The organism is Vogesella sp. AC12 (genome assembly GCF_024437575.1).
Classification (GTDB): Bacteria; Pseudomonadota; Gammaproteobacteria; order Burkholderiales; family Chromobacteriaceae; genus Vogesella; species Vogesella indigofera.
The window spans coordinates 64,026-85,818 of record NZ_JANFNU010000011.1; the positions used below are offsets into that span (position 1 = coordinate 64,026).

The following is a 21,793-nucleotide window of genomic DNA, read 5'->3' on the forward strand; positions in this document are numbered from 1 at the left end:
GGTTGGCCGCAATGTTTTTGTGCAGCGCCTGCCCAGACCGATATCAGAAGAAACGGTTGACCTCTTCCACCACCTCGTCGTCCAGCGTGCCGGCGGCCTGTGCCAGCGCCAGTCGCGCCTGCAGGAAGTTGTAGCGGGCCTGTGCCAGTGCGCGGATGGCGTCCTGGTAGTCCTTTTCCGCGTTGAGCAGGTCGAGGTTGGTGCGCACGCCGACGTCCTTGCCGAGGCGGGTGGCGTCGAGCTTGCTCTTGGCGGAGACCAGCAGCTGTTCCTGCGCCTTGACCAGCGCCGCGCCGTTGCTGACGCCCAGCCAGCTGCGGCGCACGTTCTGCGCGTTCTGGCGGCGGGTGACTTCCAGGTCCTCGCGTGCCTTGTCGCGGTTGGCCGCGGCTTCGGTCACCTGCGAGTCGATGGCGCCGCCGGCGTACAGCGGCAGCGTCAGGCTGAGGCCGAGGCTGCTACCGCGCGTGGTGTCGCGGCCGCTGGCGACGCTGCTGGCATCGGTGCTGCGGTTGTGGCTGTAGCCGGCGTTGAGGCTGACCGTGGGCAGGTGCTTGCCGCGTGCTTCGTCCAGGTTCTTTTCCGCCAGTGCCAGCTGCTGTTGTTGCAGCTGCAGTGCCAGGCTGTTCTGCTGCGCGCGTTGCGTCCACGTCTCCAGCGTGCCGAGGTCGGCGGCGCTCAGTTGCGGCTTGTCGCGCAGGCGGCGGATGCTTTTCGGGTTGAGACCGGTCAGCTGCGCCAGCGCGTTGCGCTTGAGGTCGAGGTCGCTGAGGGCGGCGATTTCCTGGGCGGTGGCGGCGTCGTAGCCGGCCTGTGCCTCGTGGGTGTCGGTGATGGTGGCGGTGCCGACCTCGAACGCCTTGCGCGCCTGTGCCAGCTGGCGCTCGTAGGCGCTCTTGGTGGCGCGGGTGACGTTGAGCACGTCCTCGGCCAGCAGCGCGTCGAAGTAGGCCTTTGCGACGTCGATCACCAGTTGCTGGCCGCTGGCGTCGAACTGCAGCTGCGCCACGGTGCTGGCGATCTTGCCCTTGTGGTAGCCGCTGTAGCTGGCGGTGTCGAACAGCGGTTGCGTCAGCTGCACACCGAGGCTGTCGCTGCGGTAGCTGCCGGACGTCGGCTGCAAGGGTTTGTTCTGGGTAGTGCTGGCACTCAGGCCGACGCTGGGCAGCAGCAGCGCGCGGCCCTGGACCGCCTTTTCGGCACCGGCACGGTTGGCGGCGCTGGCGCTGGCGTAGCCGGCATCGTACTGGCGCGCGGCCTGCAGCGCCTGCAGCAGGTCGAAGGCGTGGGCCGGGGCGGCGAGGGCGCTGCCGAGCAGGGCGCCTAGGCCTAGGGTGCGGATGAGCTTCATAGTGGGCATTCCGGTTGCATCATGAAAGCGGTGAAGCCTCTACCTTACCCAATTCCGGTAGCGGCTTCACTCGGGATTGATTAATTTGTTTGCGGACGCTTGACGCCGAACCACTGCGCGTACAGCGCCGGCAGGAACAGCAGCGTCAGCACGGTGGCCACCAGCAGGCCGCCCATGATCGCCACCGCCATCGGCCCCCAGAAGGTGCTGCGCGACAGCGGGATCATCGCCAGGATCGCCGCCAGCGCGGTGAGCATGATCGGGCGGAAGCGGCGCACGGTGGAGCCGACGATGGCCTCGAAGCGGTCGATGCCCTCGCCGATGTCGGTCTCGATCTGGTCGACCAGAATCACCGAGTTGCGCATGATCATGCCGAACAGCGCGATCACCCCCAGCATCGCGACAAAGCCGAACGGTGCGCCGAACAGGATCAGCGTCAGCGTGACGCCGATCAGGCCCAGTGGCGCGGTCAGCACCACCAGCAGCGTGCGCTGGAAGCTGCCGAGCTGGATCATCAGCAGCGTCAGCACCACCACCAGCATCAGCGGCGTCACCTTGCTGATCGCGTTCTGCGAGTTCTGGCTGGCTTCCAGCGAGCCGCCCAGCTCGATGTGGTAGCCCAGTGGCAGCGTCTTCTCCAGTGCCTGCAACTGTGGCCACAGCGCCTTGGAGATGTCGGCCGCCTGCACGCCGTCGGCGGCATCGGCGCGCACCGTCACCGTCGGCAGCCGGTTGCGGCGCCAGATGATGCTTTCCTCCGGCTGGTAGCTGATGCTGCCCAGCTGCGCCACCGGCACGTACTTGCCGCTGGCGGTCTGCACCATCAGGCTGCCCAGCGCGTCCACCTGCTCGCGGCCGGCATTGTCCAGCCGCGCCACGATGCCGATGCTGCGGTCGCCTTCACGCCATTCGCTGACGGTGCTGCCGCTGATCAGCAATTGCAGCTGGCGGCTGAGCGACTGGCTGGAGACGCCCAGCACGCGCGCCTTGTCCTGGTCGATCTCCACCCGCAGCGCCTTCACCTGCTCGCCCCAGTCGATGTTGACGTGGCGGGCGCCGGGATGGGCGCGTAGCAGCGTCTCAACGTTGGCCGCAATGCTGCGCACCTTGGCGTGGTCCTCGCCCATCACGCGGAACTGCACCGCGTAGCCGACCGGCGGGCCGTTTTCCAGCCGCGTGACGCGGCCGCGCACCATCGGGAAGTCACGCTCGAACAGCGTTTCCAGCTTGTGCTTGACGTCTTCGCGCACCTTTTCGTCCTGCGTCATCACCATCAGCTGCGCGTAGTTGAGGTGCTGCTGCTGCTGGTCCAGCGGCAGGTAGAAGCGCGGGCTGCCGCCGCCGACGTAGGCGGTGGTGCTGACCACGTGTTTATCGTCCTTGATCAGCGCCTCCAGCTTGCGTACCTCGGCCTCGGTGGCCTGGTAGCTGGCGCCCTGCGGCAGCCACATGTCCACCATCAGCTCGACGCGGTTGGAGGAGGGGAAGAACTGCTGCTGCACGAACAGCTTGAACGCCACCAGCGACAGGATGAACGCGGCCGCGGTCAGCGCGATCACCGTCTTGCGGTGGTCGAGGCACCACTCCACCGTGGCGCGGAAGCGCAGGTAGAACGGCTTGTGGTAGACGTCTTCGTGCGCGCTGGCGGCGTGGTGCTCCGGCAGCAGCTTGTAGCCGAGGTAGGGCACGAACACCACCGCCACGATCCACGACAGCAGCAGCGCGATGCTGACCACCGAGAACAGGCTGAACACGTACTCGCCGGCGTTGGAGCGGGCCATGCCCACCGGCAGGAAGGTGGCCGCGGTGAGCAGGGTGCCGGTCAGCATCGGGAAGGCGGTGCTGGTGTAGGCAAAGGTGGCGGCCTGGAACTTGTTCCAGCCCTGTTCCAGCTTCAGCGCCATCATTTCCACCGCGATGATGGCGTCGTCGACCAGCAGGCCCAGCGCGATGATCAGCGAGCCGAGCGAGATGCGCTGCAGGTCGATGCCCAGCAGGTACATGGCGAGGAAGGTCATCGCCAGTACCAGCGGGATCGACAGCGCCACCACGATGCCGTTGCGCACGCCCAGGCTGAGGAAGCACACCGCCAGCACGATCACCACCGCCTCGATCAGCACCTTCATGAATTCGCCGACCGCGTTCTTCACCACCTGCGGCTGGTCGGACACCGAGTGGATCTGCATGCCGACCGGCAGCTTGTTCTGTACCTCCTGCATTAGCAGCTGCAGGTTGTTACCCAGTTTCAGCACGTCGCCGCCCTGTTTCATGCTGATGGCGAGACCAAGCGCCGGCTTGCCGTCAAAACGCATGCCGAACGACGGCGGGGTGACGAACTGGCGCTCGACGGTGGCGATGTCGCCGAGGCGGAAGCTCTTGCCACCGGCGCTGAGCGGGGTATCGGCAATGGCCGCCACCGAGCCGTAGCTGCCGGAGACGCGCACCCAGATGCGGTCGCTGGCGGTGTCGTAATTGCCGGCCGGCGTCATCGCGTTCTGCTCCGCCAGCGCGCTCCAGATGGTGCGTGCGTCCAGCTGCAGCGCCGCCAGCTTGGCGTTGGACAGCGTCACGTAGATGCGCTCTTCCTGCTCGCCGATCAGGTCGACCTTGCCGACGTCGGGCAGGCGCAGGATCTCCTGGCGCACGCCGTCGACGTAGCGGCGTACTTCCTCGTAGCTGAAGCCGTCGCCGGTAAAGGCGTAGATGTTGCCGAAGGTGTCACCGAATTCATCGTTGAAGAACGGGCCGCGGATGTCGGTGGGTAGGGTGTGTTTGATGTCGCCCAGCTTCTTGCGCACCGTGTACCACAGCTGCTGCACGTTCTTGGGCGGCACGTCCTCGCGGATCGACAGGATCAGCAGCGCTTCGCCCGGCTTGGTGTAGCTCTTCACGTACTCCAGCTCGCCCATTTCCTGCAGCTTCTTCTCGATCTTGTCGGTGACCTGCTGTTCGGTCTCCAGCGCGGTGGCGCCGGGCCACAGCACGCGCACCATCATCGCCTTGAAGGTGAATTCCGGATCTTCCTTCTGTCCCAGCTGGGTGTAGGCGAACAGTCCGGCCACCATCAGCACCACCATCAGGTACTGCACCAGCGAGCCGTTGCGCAGCGCCCATTCCGACAGGTTGATTTTTTTCATCATCGCGGTCCCTTATTGCTGCAGCAGGCTGACGCGCTGGCCGTCGCGCAGCAGGTGGACACCGGCGGTGACCACTTTCTCGCCGCCGGCAAGGCCGGACTGCAGTGTCACGCCCTGGCTGTCGAGGCGGGCGACCTGCACCGCCTTGCGGCCAACCTTGTTGCTGCCGTCGATCAGCCACACATAGTGCTTGCCGTTCTCGTCGAGAATGGCGCTGTGCGGCAAGCGGATGGCGCGCGGCTGGCCGCTGGCGGCCAGCGCGCTGATGCGCGCGGTCATGCCCAGCCGCACGCTGTCGTCGCTGGCGGCCAGCTGCAGCCGCGCGGCGTAGGTGCGGGTGGCCGGGTCGGCGTCGGCGGCCAGCTCGCGCAGGCTGGCATCCAGCTCGCGGCCGTCGGCCCACAGCGCCACCTTGAAGCCGCTGGCGCGGCGTACCCGTTCCAGCGCGTTTTCCGGTACCTGGAACAGCACCTCGCGCGCGCCGTCGGCGGCGAGGCGGGCGACCACCTGGCCGGCGGCGACCACCATGCCCGGCTCGGCGCTGATCTCGCTGACCACGCCGTCACTGTCGGCCAGCAGCGAGGTGTAGCTGCCCTGGTTGCGGCTGGCGGCCAGTGCCGCCTGCGCCTGCTGCAGGCTGGCGCGCGCGCTGCTGACCGCCGCCTGCTGGCGGTCGACCTGCGACTGGCTGATGAAGGACTGGTCCAGCAGGTCGCGGAAGCGCTGCAGATCGGCCTGCTGTTGCTGCAGGTTGGCCTGTGCCGCCGCCAGCTGTGCCGCCTTGGCCTGGCTGTCGAGCTGGTAGTCGCTGGCATCCAGCACCGCCAGCACCTGGCCGCGCCGCACGCGCTCGCCGCTGTTGACGCGCTTCTCCACCACCTTGCCGGCGACGCGGAAGGCGAGGCGGCTTTCCTGGCGGGCACGGACTTCGCCGCTGAATTGCTGGCTGCTGGCAGCGTCGCTGCTGCTGGCGGTGGTGTAGCGGACCGGGCGGATCTCCTCGACCGGTTTGACCTCGTCCTGGCAGGCGGACAGGGTCAGCAGCAGTGCGCTGGCCAGGGCCAGCCGGTGGTAGTGCGGTGCCATCGTGATTTCCTCGTTGCGTTTTATTGTTGTGGCTGACGGCCGGACATCAGGCCGTTAAGCATCAGGTCCAGCGACAGTTCCAGATACTGCAGTGGCGGCATGGAACGGTGCTGGCTGTCGGTGATCACCTTGCCGAAGGAGCAGCGCCAGGTCATGGTCAGCATCATCGGCGCCACCAGGGTGTCGACCACCGCGTGCGGGTTGATGTCGCGGAACTCGCCGCGGGCGACGCCGCGCTGCAGGATGCGCAGCAGCATGTTGTGGCTGGGCTCGATCACCTCGTGGTGGTAGAAGCGCGCCAGCTCCGGGAAGTTGGTGGCCTCGGCGAACATCAGCTTGCAGATGCCGGCCAGCGGCGATTCGCCGACTTCCATCCACCAGCGCCGCATCATCAGCCGCAGCAGTTCGGCGCTGCTGCCGTCGAACTGTTGCTCCAGCTCGGCAAAGCTGGCCAGCCGCGTCACCAGGTTCTCGCGCAGCACCGCCTTGAAGATGTCTTCCTTGTTCTCGAAGTACAAATAGGGCGTGCCCTTGGTGACGCCGGCGGCCTTGGCGATGTCTTCCATCTTGGTGGACTTGAAGCCGCGCTCGACAAACAGCGCCAGTGCCGCATCCAGGATCTCCGCCGGGCGGACTTCCTTGCGGCGGTGCCAGCGGGTGATCGGACAGCAGGATGGTTTGCTCATGGCGGTGTTCTCTGAATACTTGTTCATTAATCTGATGGCCGGACTTTAGTGCAAGAGCTCGGTATCGGCAATTAATAAATCGAAATTTATTTGCAAATGGCGTATTGGCGATGGCGGCCTGTTGCAGCGTTGCCAACAGCCGCTTAATCGCGGCCGGATGTGCACAAACGCCAGCCGAATCGGCCGTGCTTGGGTAGAATGCGGCGCAGCAATAGCTGTTTCTGATTCCGACTACCGTGGAGATGCCCCGTGAGCGTAGCCCCCATCGACAAGGCCGCCATCCTGGCCGAAGCGCTGCCATATATCCGCAGCTTCAACAACAAGACCATCGTGGTGAAATACGGTGGCAACGCGATGACCGACGACAAGCTGAAGGAAGACTTCGCCAAGGACATCGTGCTGCTGAAACTGGTCGGCCTCAACCCGGTGGTGGTGCACGGCGGCGGCCCGCAGATCAATGAGCTGCTGGAGCGCGTCGGCAAGGAAGGCCAGTTCATCCAGGGCATGCGCGTCACCGACAGCGAAACCATGGACGTGGTGGAAATGGTGCTCGGCGGCCTGGTGAACAAGGAAATCGTGTCGCTGCTGAACAAGCACGGCGGCAAGGCGGTCGGCATCACCGGCAAGGACGGCCACTTCATCCGCGCCAGCAAGCTGTTCCTGAAATCGGAATCCGATGAGAACATCGATATCGGCCAGGTCGGCGACATCGAGCACATCGACCCGAGCCTGGTGGCGCTGCTGGACAGCCACGACTTCATCCCGGTGATCGCGCCGATCGGTGTCGGCAAGGATGGCGAGGCCTACAACATCAACGCCGACGTGGTCGCCGGCAAGCTGGCGGAAACGCTGAAGGCGGAAAAGCTGGTGCTGATGACCAATACCCCCGGCGTGCTGGACAAGCAGGGCAACCTGCTCACCGGCCTCACAGCGGCCAAGGTTGACGAGCTGTTTGCCGACGGCACCATCAGCGGCGGCATGCTGCCGAAGATCAGTTCGGCGCTGGACGCGGCCAAGAGCGGCGTCAACTCGGTGCACATCATCGACGGCCGCGTACCGCACGCGCTGCTGCTGGAAATCCTCACCGACGAAGGCGTCGGCACCATGATCAAGGCCGGCTGATTCCGCGCCTGTTCCCTGCCAAAGGCCGCTGTTGCGGCCTTTTTCTTTTGGTCCTGGCTGGCGGCTGTCTATATTGAACGCAATACGGTTCTACTCCGGCATATGCCGGGCGGTCATCAAGGGGGAGGGCGGCATGCAAACAGTGCGACAACTGCTGGAAAACAAGGCAATCAAGGAGCTGATCAGCGTCGGGCCGGAAATGACGGTATTCCAGGCGCTGCAGGTGATGGCGGAGCGCGACGTCGGTGCCATTCTGGTGATGGAGATGGGCGATGTGGTCGGCATTTTCTCCGAGCGCGACTATGCGCGGCGCATCGTGCTGCTGGGGCGCACCTCGGCCGGCACCAGGGTGCGCGACATCATGACCAGCAAGGTGATCTTCGTGAGCCCGGAGCAGAGCATCGGCGAGTGCATGGCACTGATGACCGAGCGCCGTATCCGCCACCTGCCGGTGATGGAGGACAACCGTGTCATCGGCCTGCTGTCGATCGGCGACCTGGTGCACGCCACCATCGCCGAGCAGCAGTTCGTGATCGAGCAGCTGGTGAAGTACATCCGCACCTGAGACAGGCGGCGCCCGCCGCCTCGTAAAAACCACAAAAGGTTGGCCGCAACGCTTGCGGCCAACCTTTTGTGTTTGTCGGGACGGTTGCCGGCTCAGGGCACGATCTGGCGCGCCAGCTGCATCAGCGCCGGCGCGATCTGGCGGCGCATGGTGTCGGCGTTGAAGGCGAAGGCCGGGCCGCTGGCATTGAGGCACACCACCGGCATGCCCGGCACCGGCGACGGCAGCGCGACGCCGACCGCCATCACGTCGCGCTCGAACTCGCCGAACGATTCGCTGTAGCCGTATTGCGCGTAGTGCTCGCCGCTGGCCTGCAGCCGCGCCGCGACGGCCGGCCAGTCGCCGCTGTAGCGCTGCGCCAGCTCCGGCGCCAGCGCGGCGCGCTCCGCCGGCGACAGGATGGCGTAACAGGCGCGGCCGATGGCGGTGCTGGCCAGCGGCACGCGCGAGCCGACGGTGAGCTGCACCGATACCCGCGCCTGGCTGCGGCAGGTTTCCAGATAGACGATGTCGGTGCCGTCGCGCATGCCGAGGCTGACCGAGATGGTGTGCTGCATCGCAAAGTCGCGCATCAGCGGCGAGGCGACGCGGCGGATGTCGTAGCTGCCGAGCACGGTGGAGCCCAGCGCCAGCACCGCCAGCCCCAGCCGGTAGTAGCCGGTGTCGTGATCCTGGGACAGGTAGCCGAGCTTGGTCAGGGTATAGGTCAGCCGCGACACGGTGGATTTCGGCAGGTCGGTCCGTTGCGCCAGCACCTGGTTGGACAGTGCGCCCTCGCCGGGCTGGAACGCCGCCAGCACGCGCAGGCCACGGGCCAGCGCTCCGACGAACAGGCGGTCTTTTTCCTCGTCTGCAACAGGGTTTGACGACATCGGCAATCGGCTCTCTTTCTGGATGAGTGGCAAGAATAGTGCACCGCCTTATATCGACCAAGAAAAAACTTTACAGCGTCTGGCCGAGTTGTTAGTCTATTTTGCATTGTAGAACGTAATTCCGCAATGCGGAATTACTTAAGGAGAGTCCACATGGCTGCAGCATCCAATCGCGCCCCTTTTCAGTGGGATGACGCACTGTTACTGAACGATCAGCTGACTGACGAAGAACGCATGGTGCGCGACAGCGCCTACGCCTACTGCCAGGAGCGCCTGCTGCCGCGGGTGCTGACGGCCAACCGCGAAGAGCGCTTCGACCGCGAGATCATGAGCGAGATGGGCGAGCTGGGCCTGCTCGGCTGCACCATCGACACCCACGGCTGTGCCGGCCTGTCGCACGTGGCCTACGGCCTGGTGGCGCGTGAAGTGGAGCGTGTGGATTCCGGCTACCGTTCGGCGATGTCGGTCCAGTCCAGTCTGGTGATGCACCCGATCTGGGCCTACGGCACCGACGCGCAAAAAGACAAGTACCTGCCGAAACTGGCGACCGGCGAATGGGTCGGCTGCTTCGGCCTGACCGAGCCGGATGCCGGCTCCGACCCGGCTGGCATGAAGACCCGCGCCCGCAAGGTGGACGGCGGCTACGTGCTCAACGGCAGCAAGATGTGGATCACCAACAGCCCGATCGCCGATGTCTTCATCGTGTGGGCCAAGGACGACGACGGCGAGATCCGCGGCTTCGTGCTGGAAAAAGGCATGAAGGGCCTGTCGGCGCCGAAGATCGAGGGCAAGTTCTCGCTGCGCGCCTCCATCACCGGCGAAATCGTGATGGACAACGTGGAAGTGGGCGAAGACGCACTGCTGCCGCACGTCAAAGGCCTGAAAGGCCCGTTCGGCTGCCTCAACAAGGCGCGCTACGGCATCGCCTGGGGCGCGATGGGCGCCGCCGAGTTCTGCTGGCACGGTGCCCGCCAGTACACGCTGGACCGCAAGCAGTTCAACCGTCCGCTGGCCGCCACCCAGCTGGTGCAGCTGAAACTGGCCAATATGCAGACCGAAATCAGCCTGGCGCTGCAGGCCGCGCTGCGTGTCGGCCGCCTGATGGACGAAGGCCGTGCCGCGCCGGAAATGATCAGCCTGATCAAGCGCAACAACTGCGGCAAGGCGCTGGACATCGCCCGCGTTGCCCGCGACATGCACGGCGGTAACGGTATTTCCGACGAATTCCACATCATCCGTCACGTGATGAACCTGGAAGCCGTCAACACCTACGAGGGCACGCACGACGTACACGCCCTGATTCTGGGCCGCGCCCAGACCGGTATTCAGGCGTTTGCCTGATCGCTTGCGGGCGCACCGGGCAAGGGTGTCCCGTGCGCCTGGAGTGTGATGTACCGCCGCCGGCCTCCACCAGCGGCGCGAGTTGGTTCCTGTCTGTCCTTAGGGCTCGGTGTAACCGAGCCATTTTTTTCGCGGCCAAGGTTGGCCGCAAAGGAGAAGCATCATGGCTGGCGCATTGTCGGGTATCAAGGTTCTGGATCTGAGTCGTGTCCTCGCCGGGCCGTGGACCGGGCAGCTGCTGGCCGATCTCGGCGCGGAAGTGATCAAGGTGGAGCGCCCCGGCAGCGGCGACGATACCCGCCACTGGTCGCCGCCCAGCCTGGCGGACGGTACCGCTGCCTACTACCTCGCCGCCAACCGCGGCAAGCAGTCGCTCACCGTCGACATCACCCAGCCGGCCGGGCAGCAGATCGTGCGTCAGCTGGCGACCGAATGCGACGTGCTGCTGGAAAATTACAAGGTCGGCGGCCTGAAGAAGTACGGCCTCGACTACGACAGCCTGCAACAGCTCAACCCGCGGCTGGTGTACTGCTCGATCACCGGCTTTGGCCAGGATGGCCCCTACGCCGAGCTGCCCGGTTACGACTACATCGTGCAGGGCATGTCCGGGCTGATGAGCATCACCGGCCCAGCCGACGGCGAGCCGCACAAGGTCGGCGTCGCGGTCACCGACCTGTTCACCGGCCTGTACGCCGCCAATGCGGTACAGGCGGCACTGCTGTCGCGCCACCACACCGGCGTCGGCCAGTACATCGACATGGCACTGTTCGACTGCGCGCTGGCGATGCTGTCCAACGTCAACATGAACTGGCTGGTCGGCGGCGAAGTGCCGCCGCGGCTGGGCAATGCCCACCCCAATATCGTGCCCTACCAGGTCTTCAAGACCGGCGGCGACGGCCACTTCATCCTCGCCTGTGGCAACGACAAGCAGTTCCGCGCGGTGTGCGAGGTACTGCAACTGCCGCAACTAGCCGACGATGCGCGCTTTGCCAGCAACCCGAAGCGGGTGCAACACCGTGCCACGCTGGTGCCGCTGCTGGCCGAGGCCTTCATGGCGCGTGGTCGCGACGAATGGCTGAAACTGCTCGATGCTGCCGGCGTGCCGTGCGGCCCGATCAATACCGTCGCCGAGGCATTTGCCGACCCGCAGATTCGTCATCGCGACATGGCGTTGCAGATGACCGACAGTAAAGGGCAGAACGTGCCCCAGGTGGCCTGCCCGATCAAGATGTCGGCCACCCCGCCGCAGTACCTGACGCCGCCACCGGCGCTGGGCGAACACACCGACGCGCTGCTGCAGCATCTGGGCTACGACGCGGTGGCAATTGCACAACTGCGCGCCGCCGGAACCGTTTAAACGCTTGTTTGATTTTGACGCGCAGCCACTTTCATTGGCATCATTGCGCTTATTGTCCCCTGCCAGCGCAAAGGAGAAGCGGTGGAACGCGAATACATGGAATACGACGTGGTGGTAGTCGGCGGCGGGCCTTCCGGCCTGTCTGCCGCCATCCGTCTCAAGCAGCTGGCTGCCGAAAAAGGTCAGGAACTCAGTGTCTGCCTGCTGGAAAAGGGCTCCGAAATCGGCGCCCACATCCTGTCCGGCGCGGTGCTGGAGCCACGCACGCTGAACGAGCTGATCCCGGACTGGCAGGCAAAGGGCGCACCGCTCAACACCCCGGCCAAGCAGGACAGCTTCCTGCTGCTGACCGAAACCGAGTCGATCAAGCTGCCGACCCCGCCGCAGATGAACAATCACGGCAACTACATCATCAGCCTCGGCAACTTCTGTCGCTGGCTGGGGCAGCAGGCGGAAGAGCTGGGGGTGGAGATCTATCCCGGCTTTGCCGCCGCCGAAGTGCTGTACCACGCCGACGGCTCGGTCAAGGGCGTGGCCACCGGCAACGTCGGCACCGGCAAGAACGGTGACGAGGAGGGCGAACCGGGTATCGAGCTGTGGGCGAAGCAGACCGTGTTCGCCGAAGGCTGTCGCGGCTCGCTGACCAAGGGCCTGTTCGAGCGCTTCCAGCTGCGCACCGGCGCCGATCCGCAAACCTACGGTATCGGCATCAAGGAGTTGTGGGAAGTGAAGCCGGAGCTGCACGAAGCCGGCAAGATCACCCACACCGCCGGCTGGCCGATGGACCAGAAAACCTACGGCGGCTCCTTCCTCTACCATCTGGAAAACAACCAGGTGGTGGTCGGTTTCGTGGTCGGCCTCGATTACGAGAACCCGTACCTGTCGCCGTACGAGGAATTCCAGCGCTTCAAGACCCATCCGGCGATCAAGGGCGTGTTCGAAGGCGGCCGCCGCCTGTCCTACGGCGCGCGCGCGATTTCCGAAGGCGGCCTGCAGAGCATCCCGAAACTGACCTTCGCCGGTGGCGTGCTGGTCGGCGACACCGCCGGCTTCCTCAACGTGCCGAAGATCAAGGGTACCCACACCGCGATGAAGTCCGGCATGCTGGCGGCGGAAGCGGTGTTCGCGCTGTTTGCGGCCAACCCCGAGGCGCAGGGCGCGGAAGCGGTCGGCTATACCGCCGCCTTCAAGCAGAGCTGGCTGCACGACGAGCTGCATAGCGTACGCAACATCCGCCCGGCGTTCCGCTGGGGGCTGTGGCCGGCGATGATCTACTCGGCGATCGACACCTACCTGTTCCGAGGCAAGGCGCCATGGACGCTGCGTCACAAGCACGCCGATCACGAGTGCCTGAAGCCCAAGGATGAGTGCACGCCGATCAGCTATCCGAAGCCGGACGGGGTGCTGACCTTCGACCGCCTGTCGTCGGTGTTCATCTCCAACACCAACCACAGCGAAGAGCAGCCACCGCACCTGCAACTGAAGGACGCGTCGGTGCCGATCCGCATCAACCTGGAAAAGTACGACGCGCCGGAACAGCGCTACTGCCCGGCCGGGGTGTACGAAATCGTCGGTCGCGAAGAGGGCGAGCCGCGGCTGCAGATCAACGCGCAGAACTGCGTGCACTGCAAGACCTGTGACATCAAGGACCCGACCCAGAACATCAACTGGGTGACACCGGAAGGTGGCGGCGGGCCGAATTACCCGAACATGTAATCCCGCATCACCCGAACACGCCGCCAGCAGACCGCTGGCGGCGTTTTTCATTGCCGGTGCGGCGATTGGGATGACGCACGGCCGCGCCGCCCTCTGCTCGCGATCAGGCGTTGGTGTGCCAGCCGTCGCAGCAACGGATCACCGTGGCCTTGCGGCCAACGTTGGCCGCAAGCTTCAGCCGCCGCTGCGTTTCACCGTCCAGCCCTGCTTTTGCAGCTCGGCCATCAGCAGCGCCACGTGCTCGCCCTGGATCTCGATATGGCCATCCTTGACCGTGCCGCCGGTGCCGCAGCGCGCCTTCAGCTGCTTGCCCAGCGCCAGCAGTTCGCTGCCGGCCAGCGGCACGCCGCTGATCACCGTCACGCCCTTGCCCTTGCGGCCCTTGGTCTCGTGGCGCACGCGCACGATGCCGTCGCCGGCCGGTGCGGCTGCCACCTGGCAGACGCAGGCGTCCAGTGGTGTGCGACAGGCGGGGCACATGCGGCCGTGTTCGGTGGAGTACACCAGTCCGCCGCTGGCATGCTTGTTCATGTTGCGTCCTTGTCCTGTTTGCGAAAAAACTGCATCGTCTGGCCTGTCGATGCAGGAATGACGCATTGTATTGCGCCATCGCGCGCAGCTCAAATGGCGACGCGGCTTGACAGCCGGCGCCGCGCGGGCGCATCATCGTCCGCTATGGCTACTGTTATCCGTTTCGTGTCCCACGCTTATTATTATGGTTACCGCACTTCTCCGGCGGCACCAGGACGCGTCACGGGCTGAATAAGCCTTACCCCCGAATCCCTGAATCAATGCCGCCGCACTCTGGCGGCATTGGTGTTTCTGGGCAGTTCCAATGTTTCCGGTTTGCGGCACCCAACGGAGTCCGAACATGGAAAACAATCGATGCTGGCAGCTGCCAGCGACAAACCACGGTATCAGCAGCGCGCTGTGCATCGTCAGCGATGTCGAGCACTGCTCGCATCAGCCCGGCAACCCGGTGGCCCGCCTGCAAGCCCTGCTTGCCGGGCAGTCGCAGCCGGCGGTGCTGGAGTCGCTGTTCCCCGAAGTGCGCAGCCTGGCCTACCTGTCGGCCGGTGGCCGCTCGCCGCAACGCGCCGACTGGCTGGCCGCGCGAGTGCTGGTGTTCTCGCTGCAGCATCTGGAGCTGGCCAGCCACGAACTGGCGCTGATGGACGCGGTAAACCTGCGTTTGCAGCAGCTATCGCGTAAACTGGCACTGGATTGCCCGCTATTGCGCTCGTTTGCGCTGTTTTGTGGCGCACGGCCGTGGCGCACCCACGGTCATGGCGAGCAGCTGCTGAGCGTGGCGGCGTCGCCGGTGGTGCAATCGCTGGCACTGCGCCGCCAGCTGGCCGCGCATCTGGCGCGTTTGCAACAGGCACTGGCGCAGCTGGCGTGATGCCGGCGCACACAAACAGCATGGCTAACAAAGCCTGGCGTGACGGCAGTGCCGCCGCGTAACGGTTTTGTTAGCCATGCTCGAACGGGAGAAGACATGGACGACGGTTATCTGCAACGCGTACCCCGCGCCGACGACACACTGAAAACCCTGACCCTGGTGGTGTATGCGCTGCAGGCGCTAAGCCTGTTTGTCGGGGTCACCGCCATCGTCGGCATCATCATCAACTACCTCAAGCGTGATGAAGCCGCCGGCACCGAGTGGCAAAGCCACTTTGCCTGGCAAATCCGCACCTTCTGGTGGGCGGTGATCGGCTTTGCCGTTTCCTGGCCGCTGATCCTGCTGCTGGGGCTGGGCTTTGTTACCGGTTTTGCGGTGTGGGTGTGGTACGTGTACCGCATCGTGCGCGGTTTTCTGGCGTTTAACGAGCGCCGCCCGCTGCCGCAGTGAATGCTTGCTGCGCATTGGCCACAGCTTTGGCACAATGCGCGGCTGATTTTTGAATGAACGCGATGAATCCCGAACATCTGCAACTGCTCGTCACCCGCGTGATGCCCTACGGCAAGTACAAGGGCCGCGTGATCGCGGACCTGCCCGGGCACTACCTGAACTGGTTTGCCCGCGAGGGCTTTCCGCCGGGCGAGATCGGCCGCCTGCTGGCGCTGATGCAGGAGCTGGATCACAACGGGCTGTCATCGCTGCTCGACCCACTACGAAAGCGATAATACATGGCCATCCAATGGTTCCCCGGACACATGAACAAAGCCAAGAAAGAGCTGCAAGAGCGTCTTGGCGGAATCGATGTGGTCATTGAAATGCTGGACGCGCGCCTGCCGGCCTCCAGCGCCAACCCGATGATCGCGCAGCTGGCCAAGCGCAAGCCGTCGATCAAGGTACTCAACAAGCAGGATCTGGCCGATCCGGCCGTCACCCAGCAGTGGCTGAACTGGTATCGCAAGCCGGGCACCATCGCTATCGGTCTCGATGCCTCGGAAAAATCGCCGGCGCAAAAGCTGATCGAGGCCTGCATGGACGTGGCGCCCAATCGCGGCACCATCGACAAGCCGCTGCGGGTGGTGATCTGCGGCATTCCCAACGTCGGCAAGTCGACGCTGATCAACAGCATCACCGGCCGCCGCATCGCCAAGACCGGCAACGAACCGGGCATCACCAAGGGTCAGCAGCGCATCATGCTGTGCGACGAGATCGAGCTGTTCGATACCCCCGGCATGCTGTGGCCGAAGATCGTGGTGCCGCAGGGCGGCTACAACCTCGCCGCCAGCGGCGCGGTGGGCCGCAACGCGATGGATGAAGAAGAGGTGGCGCTGGAGCTGCTGGCCTACCTGATCCGCTACTACGGCAAGGAGCTGGACGCGCGCTACAACATCGGCGACATCGCCGGCATGCAGGACTGGCAGGTGCTGGAACAGATCGGCCGCAAGCGTGGCGGCATGCTGCCCGGCGGTCGCGTCAATATCCAGAAGGCATCGGAAATCGTGCTGTCCGACTTCCGCAGCGGCGCCATCGGGCGCATGACGCTGGAGCGGCCGGACGAATGGCGTGCGTGGGAAAAGGCGGCCAAGGAAGCCGCGGTACTGCGCGCCGCGGAGAAGGAAGTCGCGCGTCTGGAGCGCGAGGCCCGCGTGGCCAAGGCCGCCAAGCGCCGCTAATCCGTTGCGGCCAACGTTGGCCGCAAGCGCAAACAAAAAGCCCGCTGCACCGCAGCGGGCTTTTTTTGTGCGGTGGGGCAGGGCTCAGCCGAGGCGTTCGCCTGGCTCCTCGAACCACGCCATCACGATCGCCTGCGCCGCCACCTGGTCCAGCACCGGCTTCTGCTTGCGGCCGCGCACGCCGGCTTCCTCCAGCAGGCCCTCGGCGATCACCGAGGTCAGCCGCTCGTCCACCAGCCACACCGGCAGCCGGTAGCGGCCGTGCAGGCGCTGCGCGAACTTGCGGCACAGCGCGGTCAGCGCGTGGGCGTTGCCGTCCATGTGTGTGGGCAGGCCGACGACAAAACCGGTCGGCTGCCACTCCTCGATCAGCTTGCCGATGGCGGCAAAGCGCACCTCGTTGCTGTCGCTGCTGATGGTGGCCAGCGGCGTGGCGATGCCCAGTTCCGGCTCGCCCAGCGCCACGCCGATGCGCTGCTCGCCAAAGTCGAAGCCCAGCAGCGTGCCCTTATGCATGACCGGCATCCGTGCACAGCAGTGCCGGGTCGAAGCCCAGCAGCTTGATCGCGCTGTCGAAGCGTGCCTCGCTCGGGGTGTCGAAGATCACCCAGTCGGCGGCGGCGACGGTCAGCCACTGGTTGGCGGCGATTTCTTCTTCCAGCTGGCCTTTTTCCCAGCCGGAATAGCCGAGGCTGACCAGCAGCTTGTCCGGGCCCTGCGCCTCCGATACCGCCTGCAGGATGTCCTTGGAGGTGGTCAGCGCCATGTCGTCGGTGATGGTCAGCGTCGATTGCCAGTTGCCGATCGGCGTGTGCAGCACGAAGCCGCGATCCGGCTGCACCGGGCCGCCGAAGTGCACCGGCACGGTATTGGCTTCGTCGTTGGCCAGCGGCAGGTCGATCTGCTCCAGCAGCTGCGCCAGCACCAGGCCGGAGGGCTTGTTGATGATCATGCCCATCGCCCCCTGTTCGCCGTGCTCGCAAATGTAGACGATGCTTTTGGCAAACAGCGGGTCGGTCATGCTGGGCATGGCGATCAGAAAATGATGTGCAAGGGTCAGCGTATCCATGCCTGCATTATGGCAACCATTGTCATGGCCGGCAAAGGACATCGCGCAAAAGCGCCACCGCGGCCGCGCGGCACGACGGCCGGCCGATAAAGGTTGGCCGCAGCGGCGCGGTTGCTTGCTAAAATGGCAGACTGATTTCTCCTGAGCTGGATACCCCTTGCGCCTCACTCACATCAAACTGGCGGGCTTCAAGTCCTTCGTCGACCCTACCAGCATCGCCGTGCCCGGCCAGCTGGTGGCGGTGATCGGCCCCAACGGTTGCGGCAAGTCCAACGTGATCGACGCCGTGCGCTGGGTGCTGGGCGAATCGTCGGCCAAGCAGCTGCGCGGCGAATCGATGCAGGACGTGATCTTCAACGGCTCCAGCACGCGCAAGCCGGTGTCGCGCGCCTCGGTGGAGCTGGTGTTCGACAACGGCGACGGCCAGCTCACCGGGCCGTGGGGCCAGTACGCCGAGGTATCGATCAAGCGCGTGCTGACGCGGCAGGGTGAATCCAGCTACTACATCAACAACCAGCAGGTGCGCCGCCGCGACATCACCGACCTGTTCCTCGGCACCGGCGTCGGCGCGCGCGGCTACGCGGTGATCGAGCAGGGCATGATCTCGCGCATCATCGAGGCGCGCCCGGAAGAACTGCGCGCCTATCTGGAAGAGGCCGCCGGCGTGTCGCGTTACAAGGAGCGCCGCCGTGAAACCGAAAGCCGCCTCGCCGACACCCGCGACAACCTGACTCGCATCGACGACCTCAAGCTGGAGCTGGAACGCCAGGTCGAGCGCCTGACCGAGCAGGCCGAGGTGGCGGCCAACTACCAGGACATGCGCGGCGCGCTGACCTTCAAGCAGAACCTGCTGGCACTGGCGCGGCGCGAGGAAGCGGCACGCAGCGAGGCCGCCGCGCGCAGCGAACTGGCGCGCATCGAAACCGAAGAAGCCGCGCTGGAAGCGGCGCACACCCACCTAGAAACCGAGCTGGAAACCGTGCGCGAGACGCACTACGCCGCCAGCGATGCGGTGCACGAGGCGCAGCAGGAGCTGTTCGAGGCCAATGCCACGCTGGCGCGGCTGGAAGAGCAGCAGCGCCACCGCCTGCAAAGCCGCGAGCGGCTGGAGCGCGATCTGGCCAGCGCCCGCAACGAACGCCAGCAGCTGGCGGAGCAGAAAACCCAGGTCGAGTACGAACTGGACGACTGGCTGCCGCGCCGCGAAGAGGCGCAAATGCGCATGGAAGAAGCGCAGATGGGGCTGGAAGACGGCGCCGACGGCCTGCCCGGCGCCGAGGCCGCGTTCCGCGTCGCCGACCAGCGCCTGGCGCAGATGACGGCGCAGATCGCCAACCTCACCCGCGAACGCGATCTGGCGCGGCAGCAGGGCGAGCACCTCCGCCGCAGCATCGAGCAGCTGGCCGGGCGTGAAGACGCGCTGCGCCGTGAACTGCACGACCTCAACCTGCCCGACAGCGGCGTGCTGGAAGCGGCCCATGCCGAGGTCGCGCGCGCGCAGGCGGCGCTGGACGCGGTGCGCGCCCGGCTGGCCGCCGACGAAGCCAAGCAGGCCGATCTCACCAGCGAGCGCGAGCAGCTGGACAAGACGCTGCACGAATTCAATAGCGACGCCGCCCGCGCCGAGGCCGAAGTCGCCGCGCTGGACGCGGTGCTGGCACGCGAAGCCGCCGGCGAGCAGCTGGCCGGCTGGCTGGCGGCGCAGCAGCTGGACGGTGCGCCGGCGCTGTGGCAGAGCCTGCAGGTGGACGAACGCTGGCGCGCCGCGGTGGAGGTGGTGCTAGGCGACAGCCTCGCCGCCCGTGCCGCCGCCTTGCCCGGCGCGCTGCCGCCGGCGCCGCTGGTGCTGGTCGACTGCGCGCTATCGCCGGCCGTTGCGGCCAACCCTGGCCGCCAGCCGCTGCTGGCTGTGGTCAGCGCCGGCGCGCCGTTTGCCGCCGCGCTGGCCGACTGGCTGGCCGGCGTCTACTGTGCCGACACACTGGCCGAGGCCATCGCCCGCCGTGGCGAGCTGGCCGCCGGCGAATGCTGGATCACGCCGGACGGCCACCGCGTCAGCGCGGTCAGCGTGCGCTTCAACGCCGCGCACAGCGGCGACGGCATGATGGCGCGCAAGGCGGCGCGCGACGCGGCGGCGGCAAGGTTGGCCGCGGTGCAGCCGCAGATCGACAGCGCCCAGCGCCGTCGCGACAGCGTGGTGTCGATGCTGGGCATGCTGGCCGAGGCGGTGCGTGCACAGAAGGGCGCAGTGTCGCGACTGGAGGCAGAGCTGAACGCGGTGACGCTGGAACACGTGAAGCTGGATCAGGCGGCACGGCAGGGCGCCGCACGGCTGGCGGCGATCCACGCCGAACAGCAACGGCTGCAAGACGAGCGCGACACGGCACAGGAAACCATTGTTGAAGCCGAGCTGCTGGCCGAAGAAAACGCGATGCAGATGGAAGAGCTGGCCGAACAGCTGGAAGACGCGCGTCTGGCGCGCCTGAACGCCGAGACCGGGCTGGAGCTGGCGCGCAACAAGACCCGCGACGCCGAGCGCATGCTGCACGAGATCAAGCTGGCGCAGCACACCGCTGAGCAGAAGGTGGCGGAGCTGGCGCGCCGCGCGCGCGAACTGGAAGACCGTGATCTGCAGCTGGCCGAGCGCCTGGAAACGCTGGCGATGGAAGCGGAAACGGTGGAAGAGGCGGCGCCGGACGAGGTGCTGCAGCAGGCGCTGCTGCTGCGCGAAACGCGCGAGCAAACGTTGGCCGCCACGCGCGACCAGCTCAACGCGCTGACCGAGACCCTGCGCCAGTCCACGCAGCGGCAGCAGGAAATCAGCGCCGCGCTGCCGGCGCTGCGCGAGGCGCGTTCCGATTGGCTGCTGAAGCACCAGGAAGCGCGGCTGAACGTCGAGCGCTTCGACGAGGAGTTGAAAACCGCCGAGGCGGACGAGGCGGCGTTGCTGCCGCACCTGTCCGAGGCGGTGAAACCCAACGCGCTGGCGGCGGAAATCGCGCGCCTGGCGCGTGCCATCGACGGCCTCGGCGCGGTCAACCTCGCCGCGCTGCAGGAGCTGGAAGAGGCGCAGAAGCGCGGCGCTTACCTCGCCAGCCAGACCGACGACCTGCTGCAGGCGATGGCGACGCTGGAAGAGGCGATCGCCAGGATCGACGGCGAAACCCGCGACATGCTGCAGACCACCTACGACGCGGTCAACACCAAGATGAGCGAGTTTTTCCCGACCCTGTTCGGTGGTGGCCGCGCCGAGCTGGTGCTGACCGGCGACGACCTGCTGTCGGCCGGTATCCAGATCATCGCCCAGCCGCCGGGCAAGAAGAACAGCACCATCCACCTGCTGTCCGGCGGCGAAAAGGCGCTGACCGCGATGAGCCTGGTGTTCTCGCTGTTTAGCCTCAACCCGGCACCGTTCTGCCTGCTGGACGAGGTCGATGCGCCGCTGGACGACGCCAATACCAGCCGCTTCTGTGATCTGGTGAAGCAGATGGCGGCGCACACGCAGTTCCTGTACATCAGCCACAACCGCCTGACCATGGAAATGGCCGAGCAGCTGGTGGGGGTGACCATGCAGGAGCAGGGTTGCAGCCGCATCGTGGCGGTGGACATCGTCGAAGCGCTGAAAATGCGCGAAACGGCCTGAACGATGCGCGCGGCGCTGTTATTGTCGCTGGCGCTGCACGCGCTGCTGCTGGCTGTGTTTGCCTGGCAGTTCCGCCCGCTGCCGGCGCTGACGCCGCTGACGCCGCCCTTGCAGGTACTGTTGCTGTCTGCACCCGCGCCCGCGGCGCTGACGGCACCGCGTGGTGACAGCCGTGCCGTTGCCGCGGCTGCCGCCCGGCTACCGGCCGTGACCAAGTCGCCGACACCGGCACCGGTCGCCCGCCACGCCACGCCGGCGGCATCCGCGCCAGCGCGGACTAGCGCAACACCACCTGCAACGGCATTGGCGGCCGGCAAGGCCGCAGCGGCAACAGGTAGCGCGTCCGCCAGCACCAGTAGCACGGGCAGCAATGCTGCGGCCAACCTTGCCCCGGCCGCCGCCGGTGCGGCCTCGCCGCCGGGCGTTGCCAACGGCAGTACCGCCGCCGGCAGCGAAAAGACGGGCGAAAGCCGCGCGGTGCGGGTACGCTTTTCGCCGAAGCCGCCCTATCCGGCGCTGTCGCGCGAGCTGGGCGAGGAGGGTGTGGTGTTGCTGCGCATCTCGGTCAGTGCCGGCGGGCAGTTCGAGCAGGTGCAGCTGTTGCGCTCCAGCGGCTTCATCCGCCTCGACCGCGCCGCGCGTGACGGCGTGCGCAGCTGGCGCTTTGACGCCGCGTGGCAGGGCGGACAGCCGGTGGCGGACAGTATCGACATCCCGGTGCGCTTCCGCCTCGACGAGTTGTAGCCGGCCGCGGCCTCCGCGCGCGGCGATGTCGC

Annotated in this window: 19 protein-coding genes; 11 read left to right on the forward strand and 8 right to left on the reverse strand. The window is 66.1% G+C overall.

The annotated features are described in order from the left end of the window. Window positions 1–43: 43 nt before the first annotated feature. The 4 genes from NOM55_RS14620 to NOM55_RS14635 form a co-directional block, all read right to left on the reverse strand. A complete protein-coding gene (locus tag NOM55_RS14620) occupies window positions 44–1,351 on the reverse strand; it encodes a TolC family outer membrane protein (protein ID WP_255909290.1) in 1,308 nt (435 codons plus the stop codon). Window positions 1,352–1,431: 80 nt separating this feature from the next. Then, window positions 1,432–4,491, reverse strand: coding sequence for an efflux RND transporter permease subunit (locus tag NOM55_RS14625; protein ID WP_255909291.1), 3,060 nt, complete (start codon window positions 4,489–4,491; stop codon window positions 1,432–1,434). A gap of 9 nt (window positions 4,492–4,500) precedes the next feature. Further along, window positions 4,501–5,574 (reverse strand): efflux RND transporter periplasmic adaptor subunit, encoded by a 1,074-nt coding sequence (locus tag NOM55_RS14630; protein ID WP_255909293.1) that lies wholly within the window; start codon window positions 5,572–5,574, stop codon window positions 4,501–4,503. 20 nt (window positions 5,575–5,594) lie between these two features. Further along, a complete protein-coding gene (locus NOM55_RS14635) occupies window positions 5,595–6,260 on the reverse strand; it encodes a TetR/AcrR family transcriptional regulator (protein ID WP_047968425.1) in 666 nt (221 codons plus the stop codon). 249 nt (window positions 6,261–6,509) lie between these two features. Here NOM55_RS14635 and argB point away from each other — a divergent pair, with 249 nt between their 5' ends. Then, window positions 6,510–7,382, forward strand: a complete 873-nt coding sequence (argB, locus tag NOM55_RS14640; protein ID WP_255909294.1) for an acetylglutamate kinase — start codon at window positions 6,510–6,512, stop codon at window positions 7,380–7,382. Between the two features lie 133 nt (window positions 7,383–7,515). Next, window positions 7,516–7,947, forward strand: a complete 432-nt coding sequence (locus tag NOM55_RS14645; RefSeq protein ID WP_255909295.1) for a CBS domain-containing protein — start codon at window positions 7,516–7,518, stop codon at window positions 7,945–7,947. Between the two features lie 92 nt (window positions 7,948–8,039). Here the strand turns inward: NOM55_RS14645 and NOM55_RS14650 are convergent, their stop codons facing one another. Beyond that, window positions 8,040–8,819: an IclR family transcriptional regulator gene (locus tag NOM55_RS14650; RefSeq protein WP_120809303.1), complete on the reverse strand. Its 780-nt coding sequence runs from the start codon at window positions 8,817–8,819 to the stop codon at window positions 8,040–8,042. 153 nt (window positions 8,820–8,972) lie between these two features. Here NOM55_RS14650 and NOM55_RS14655 point away from each other — a divergent pair, with 153 nt between their 5' ends. The 3 genes from NOM55_RS14655 (at window position 8,973) to NOM55_RS14665 (ending at window position 13,233) form a co-directional block, all read left to right on the forward strand. Beyond that, window positions 8,973–10,160: an acyl-CoA dehydrogenase gene (locus NOM55_RS14655; RefSeq protein ID WP_255909296.1), complete on the forward strand. Its 1,188-nt coding sequence runs from the start codon at window positions 8,973–8,975 to the stop codon at window positions 10,158–10,160. 163 nt (window positions 10,161–10,323) lie between these two features. Continuing rightward, the gene (locus NOM55_RS14660; RefSeq protein ID WP_255909297.1) at window positions 10,324–11,517 is read left to right on the forward strand and encodes a CaiB/BaiF CoA-transferase family protein; all 1,194 of its coding nucleotides are present in this window, start codon (window positions 10,324–10,326) and stop codon (window positions 11,515–11,517) included. 96 nt (window positions 11,518–11,613) lie between these two features. Beyond that, complete coding sequence (locus NOM55_RS14665) at window positions 11,614–13,233, forward strand: electron transfer flavoprotein-ubiquinone oxidoreductase (RefSeq protein ID WP_120809359.1); 1,620 nt, start codon at window positions 11,614–11,616, stop codon at window positions 13,231–13,233. A gap of 174 nt (window positions 13,234–13,407) precedes the next feature. Here the strand turns inward: NOM55_RS14665 and NOM55_RS14670 are convergent, their stop codons facing one another. After that, a complete protein-coding gene (locus NOM55_RS14670; protein ID WP_255909299.1) occupies window positions 13,408–13,764 on the reverse strand; it encodes a translation initiation factor Sui1 in 357 nt (118 codons plus the stop codon). Window positions 13,765–14,104: 340 nt separating this feature from the next. Between NOM55_RS14670 and NOM55_RS14675 the strand changes: the two genes are divergently transcribed. The 4 genes from NOM55_RS14675 (at window position 14,105) to ylqF (ending at window position 16,305) form a co-directional block, all read left to right on the forward strand. Further along, a complete protein-coding gene (locus NOM55_RS14675; protein WP_255909300.1) occupies window positions 14,105–14,635 on the forward strand; it encodes a hypothetical protein in 531 nt (176 codons plus the stop codon). Window positions 14,636–14,731: 96 nt separating this feature from the next. Continuing rightward, window positions 14,732–15,085, forward strand: a complete 354-nt coding sequence (locus NOM55_RS14680; RefSeq protein WP_120809298.1) for a DUF4870 domain-containing protein — start codon at window positions 14,732–14,734, stop codon at window positions 15,083–15,085. A 62-nt stretch (window positions 15,086–15,147) separates the two neighbouring features. Beyond that, a complete protein-coding gene (locus NOM55_RS14685) occupies window positions 15,148–15,360 on the forward strand; it encodes a DUF3820 family protein (protein WP_047968423.1) in 213 nt (70 codons plus the stop codon). Window positions 15,361–15,363: 3 nt separating this feature from the next. Then, on the forward strand, window positions 15,364–16,305 hold the full coding sequence (ylqF, locus tag NOM55_RS14690; RefSeq protein ID WP_120809297.1) for a ribosome biogenesis GTPase YlqF: 942 nt from the start codon (window positions 15,364–15,366) through the stop codon (window positions 16,303–16,305). Between the two features lie 84 nt (window positions 16,306–16,389). On the opposite strand, the gene ruvX is transcribed toward ylqF, so the two are convergent. Continuing rightward, entirely contained in the window at window positions 16,390–16,830 is a 441-nt protein-coding gene (gene ruvX, locus NOM55_RS14695) for a Holliday junction resolvase RuvX (protein WP_202902807.1), read from the reverse strand. Further along, complete coding sequence (locus tag NOM55_RS14700; RefSeq protein WP_120809295.1) at window positions 16,814–17,374, reverse strand: YqgE/AlgH family protein; 561 nt, start codon at window positions 17,372–17,374, stop codon at window positions 16,814–16,816. Before NOM55_RS14700 ends, ruvX begins: the two co-directional genes overlap by 17 nt. Window positions 17,375–17,531: 157 nt before the next feature. Between NOM55_RS14700 and smc the strand changes: the two genes are divergently transcribed. After that, window positions 17,532–21,017 carry a chromosome segregation protein SMC gene (smc, locus tag NOM55_RS14705; RefSeq protein ID WP_255909302.1) on the forward strand — a complete coding sequence of 1,162 codons (3,486 nt, stop codon included), beginning with the start codon at window positions 17,532–17,534 and terminating at the stop codon, window positions 21,015–21,017. A 3-nt stretch (window positions 21,018–21,020) separates the two neighbouring features. Beyond that, window positions 21,021–21,761 (forward strand): energy transducer TonB, encoded by a 741-nt coding sequence (locus NOM55_RS14710; RefSeq protein ID WP_255909303.1) that lies wholly within the window; start codon window positions 21,021–21,023, stop codon window positions 21,759–21,761. The last annotated feature ends 32 nt before the right edge of the window (window positions 21,762–21,793 follow it).

Bases quoted from the DNA above. Each gene is read 5' to 3' on its own strand.
- NOM55_RS14675 (WP_255909300.1), top strand. From the start codon at position 14,105: ATGGAAAACAATCGATGCTGGCAGCTGCCAGCGACAAACCACGGTATC.
- NOM55_RS14660 (WP_255909297.1), top strand. From the start codon at position 10,324: ATGGCTGGCGCATTGTCGGGTATCAAGGTTCTGGATCTGAGTCGTGTC.
- NOM55_RS14620 (WP_255909290.1), bottom strand. From the start codon at position 1,351: ATGAAGCTCATCCGCACCCTAGGCCTAGGCGCCCTGCTCGGCAGCGCC.
- NOM55_RS14625 (WP_255909291.1), bottom strand. From the start codon at position 4,491: ATGATGAAAAAAATCAACCTGTCGGAATGGGCGCTGCGCAACGGCTCG.
- NOM55_RS14710 (WP_255909303.1), top strand. From the start codon at position 21,021: ATGCGCGCGGCGCTGTTATTGTCGCTGGCGCTGCACGCGCTGCTGCTG.
- NOM55_RS14645 (WP_255909295.1), top strand. From the start codon at position 7,516: ATGCAAACAGTGCGACAACTGCTGGAAAACAAGGCAATCAAGGAGCTG.
- NOM55_RS14680 (WP_120809298.1), top strand. From the start codon at position 14,732: ATGGACGACGGTTATCTGCAACGCGTACCCCGCGCCGACGACACACTG.
- NOM55_RS14655 (WP_255909296.1), top strand. From the start codon at position 8,973: ATGGCTGCAGCATCCAATCGCGCCCCTTTTCAGTGGGATGACGCACTG.
- NOM55_RS14650 (WP_120809303.1), bottom strand. From the start codon at position 8,819: ATGTCGTCAAACCCTGTTGCAGACGAGGAAAAAGACCGCCTGTTCGTC.
- ylqF (WP_120809297.1), top strand. From the start codon at position 15,364: ATGGCCATCCAATGGTTCCCCGGACACATGAACAAAGCCAAGAAAGAG.
- NOM55_RS14670 (WP_255909299.1), bottom strand. From the start codon at position 13,764: ATGAACAAGCATGCCAGCGGCGGACTGGTGTACTCCACCGAACACGGC.
- NOM55_RS14630 (WP_255909293.1), bottom strand. From the start codon at position 5,574: ATGGCACCGCACTACCACCGGCTGGCCCTGGCCAGCGCACTGCTGCTG.
- NOM55_RS14665 (WP_120809359.1), top strand. From the start codon at position 11,614: ATGGAATACGACGTGGTGGTAGTCGGCGGCGGGCCTTCCGGCCTGTCT.
- NOM55_RS14685 (WP_047968423.1), top strand. From the start codon at position 15,148: ATGAATCCCGAACATCTGCAACTGCTCGTCACCCGCGTGATGCCCTAC.
- NOM55_RS14700 (WP_120809295.1), bottom strand. From the start codon at position 17,374: ATGGATACGCTGACCCTTGCACATCATTTTCTGATCGCCATGCCCAGC.
- NOM55_RS14635 (WP_047968425.1), bottom strand. From the start codon at position 6,260: ATGAGCAAACCATCCTGCTGTCCGATCACCCGCTGGCACCGCCGCAAG.
- ruvX (WP_202902807.1), bottom strand. From the start codon at position 16,830: ATGCCGGTCATGCATAAGGGCACGCTGCTGGGCTTCGACTTTGGCGAG.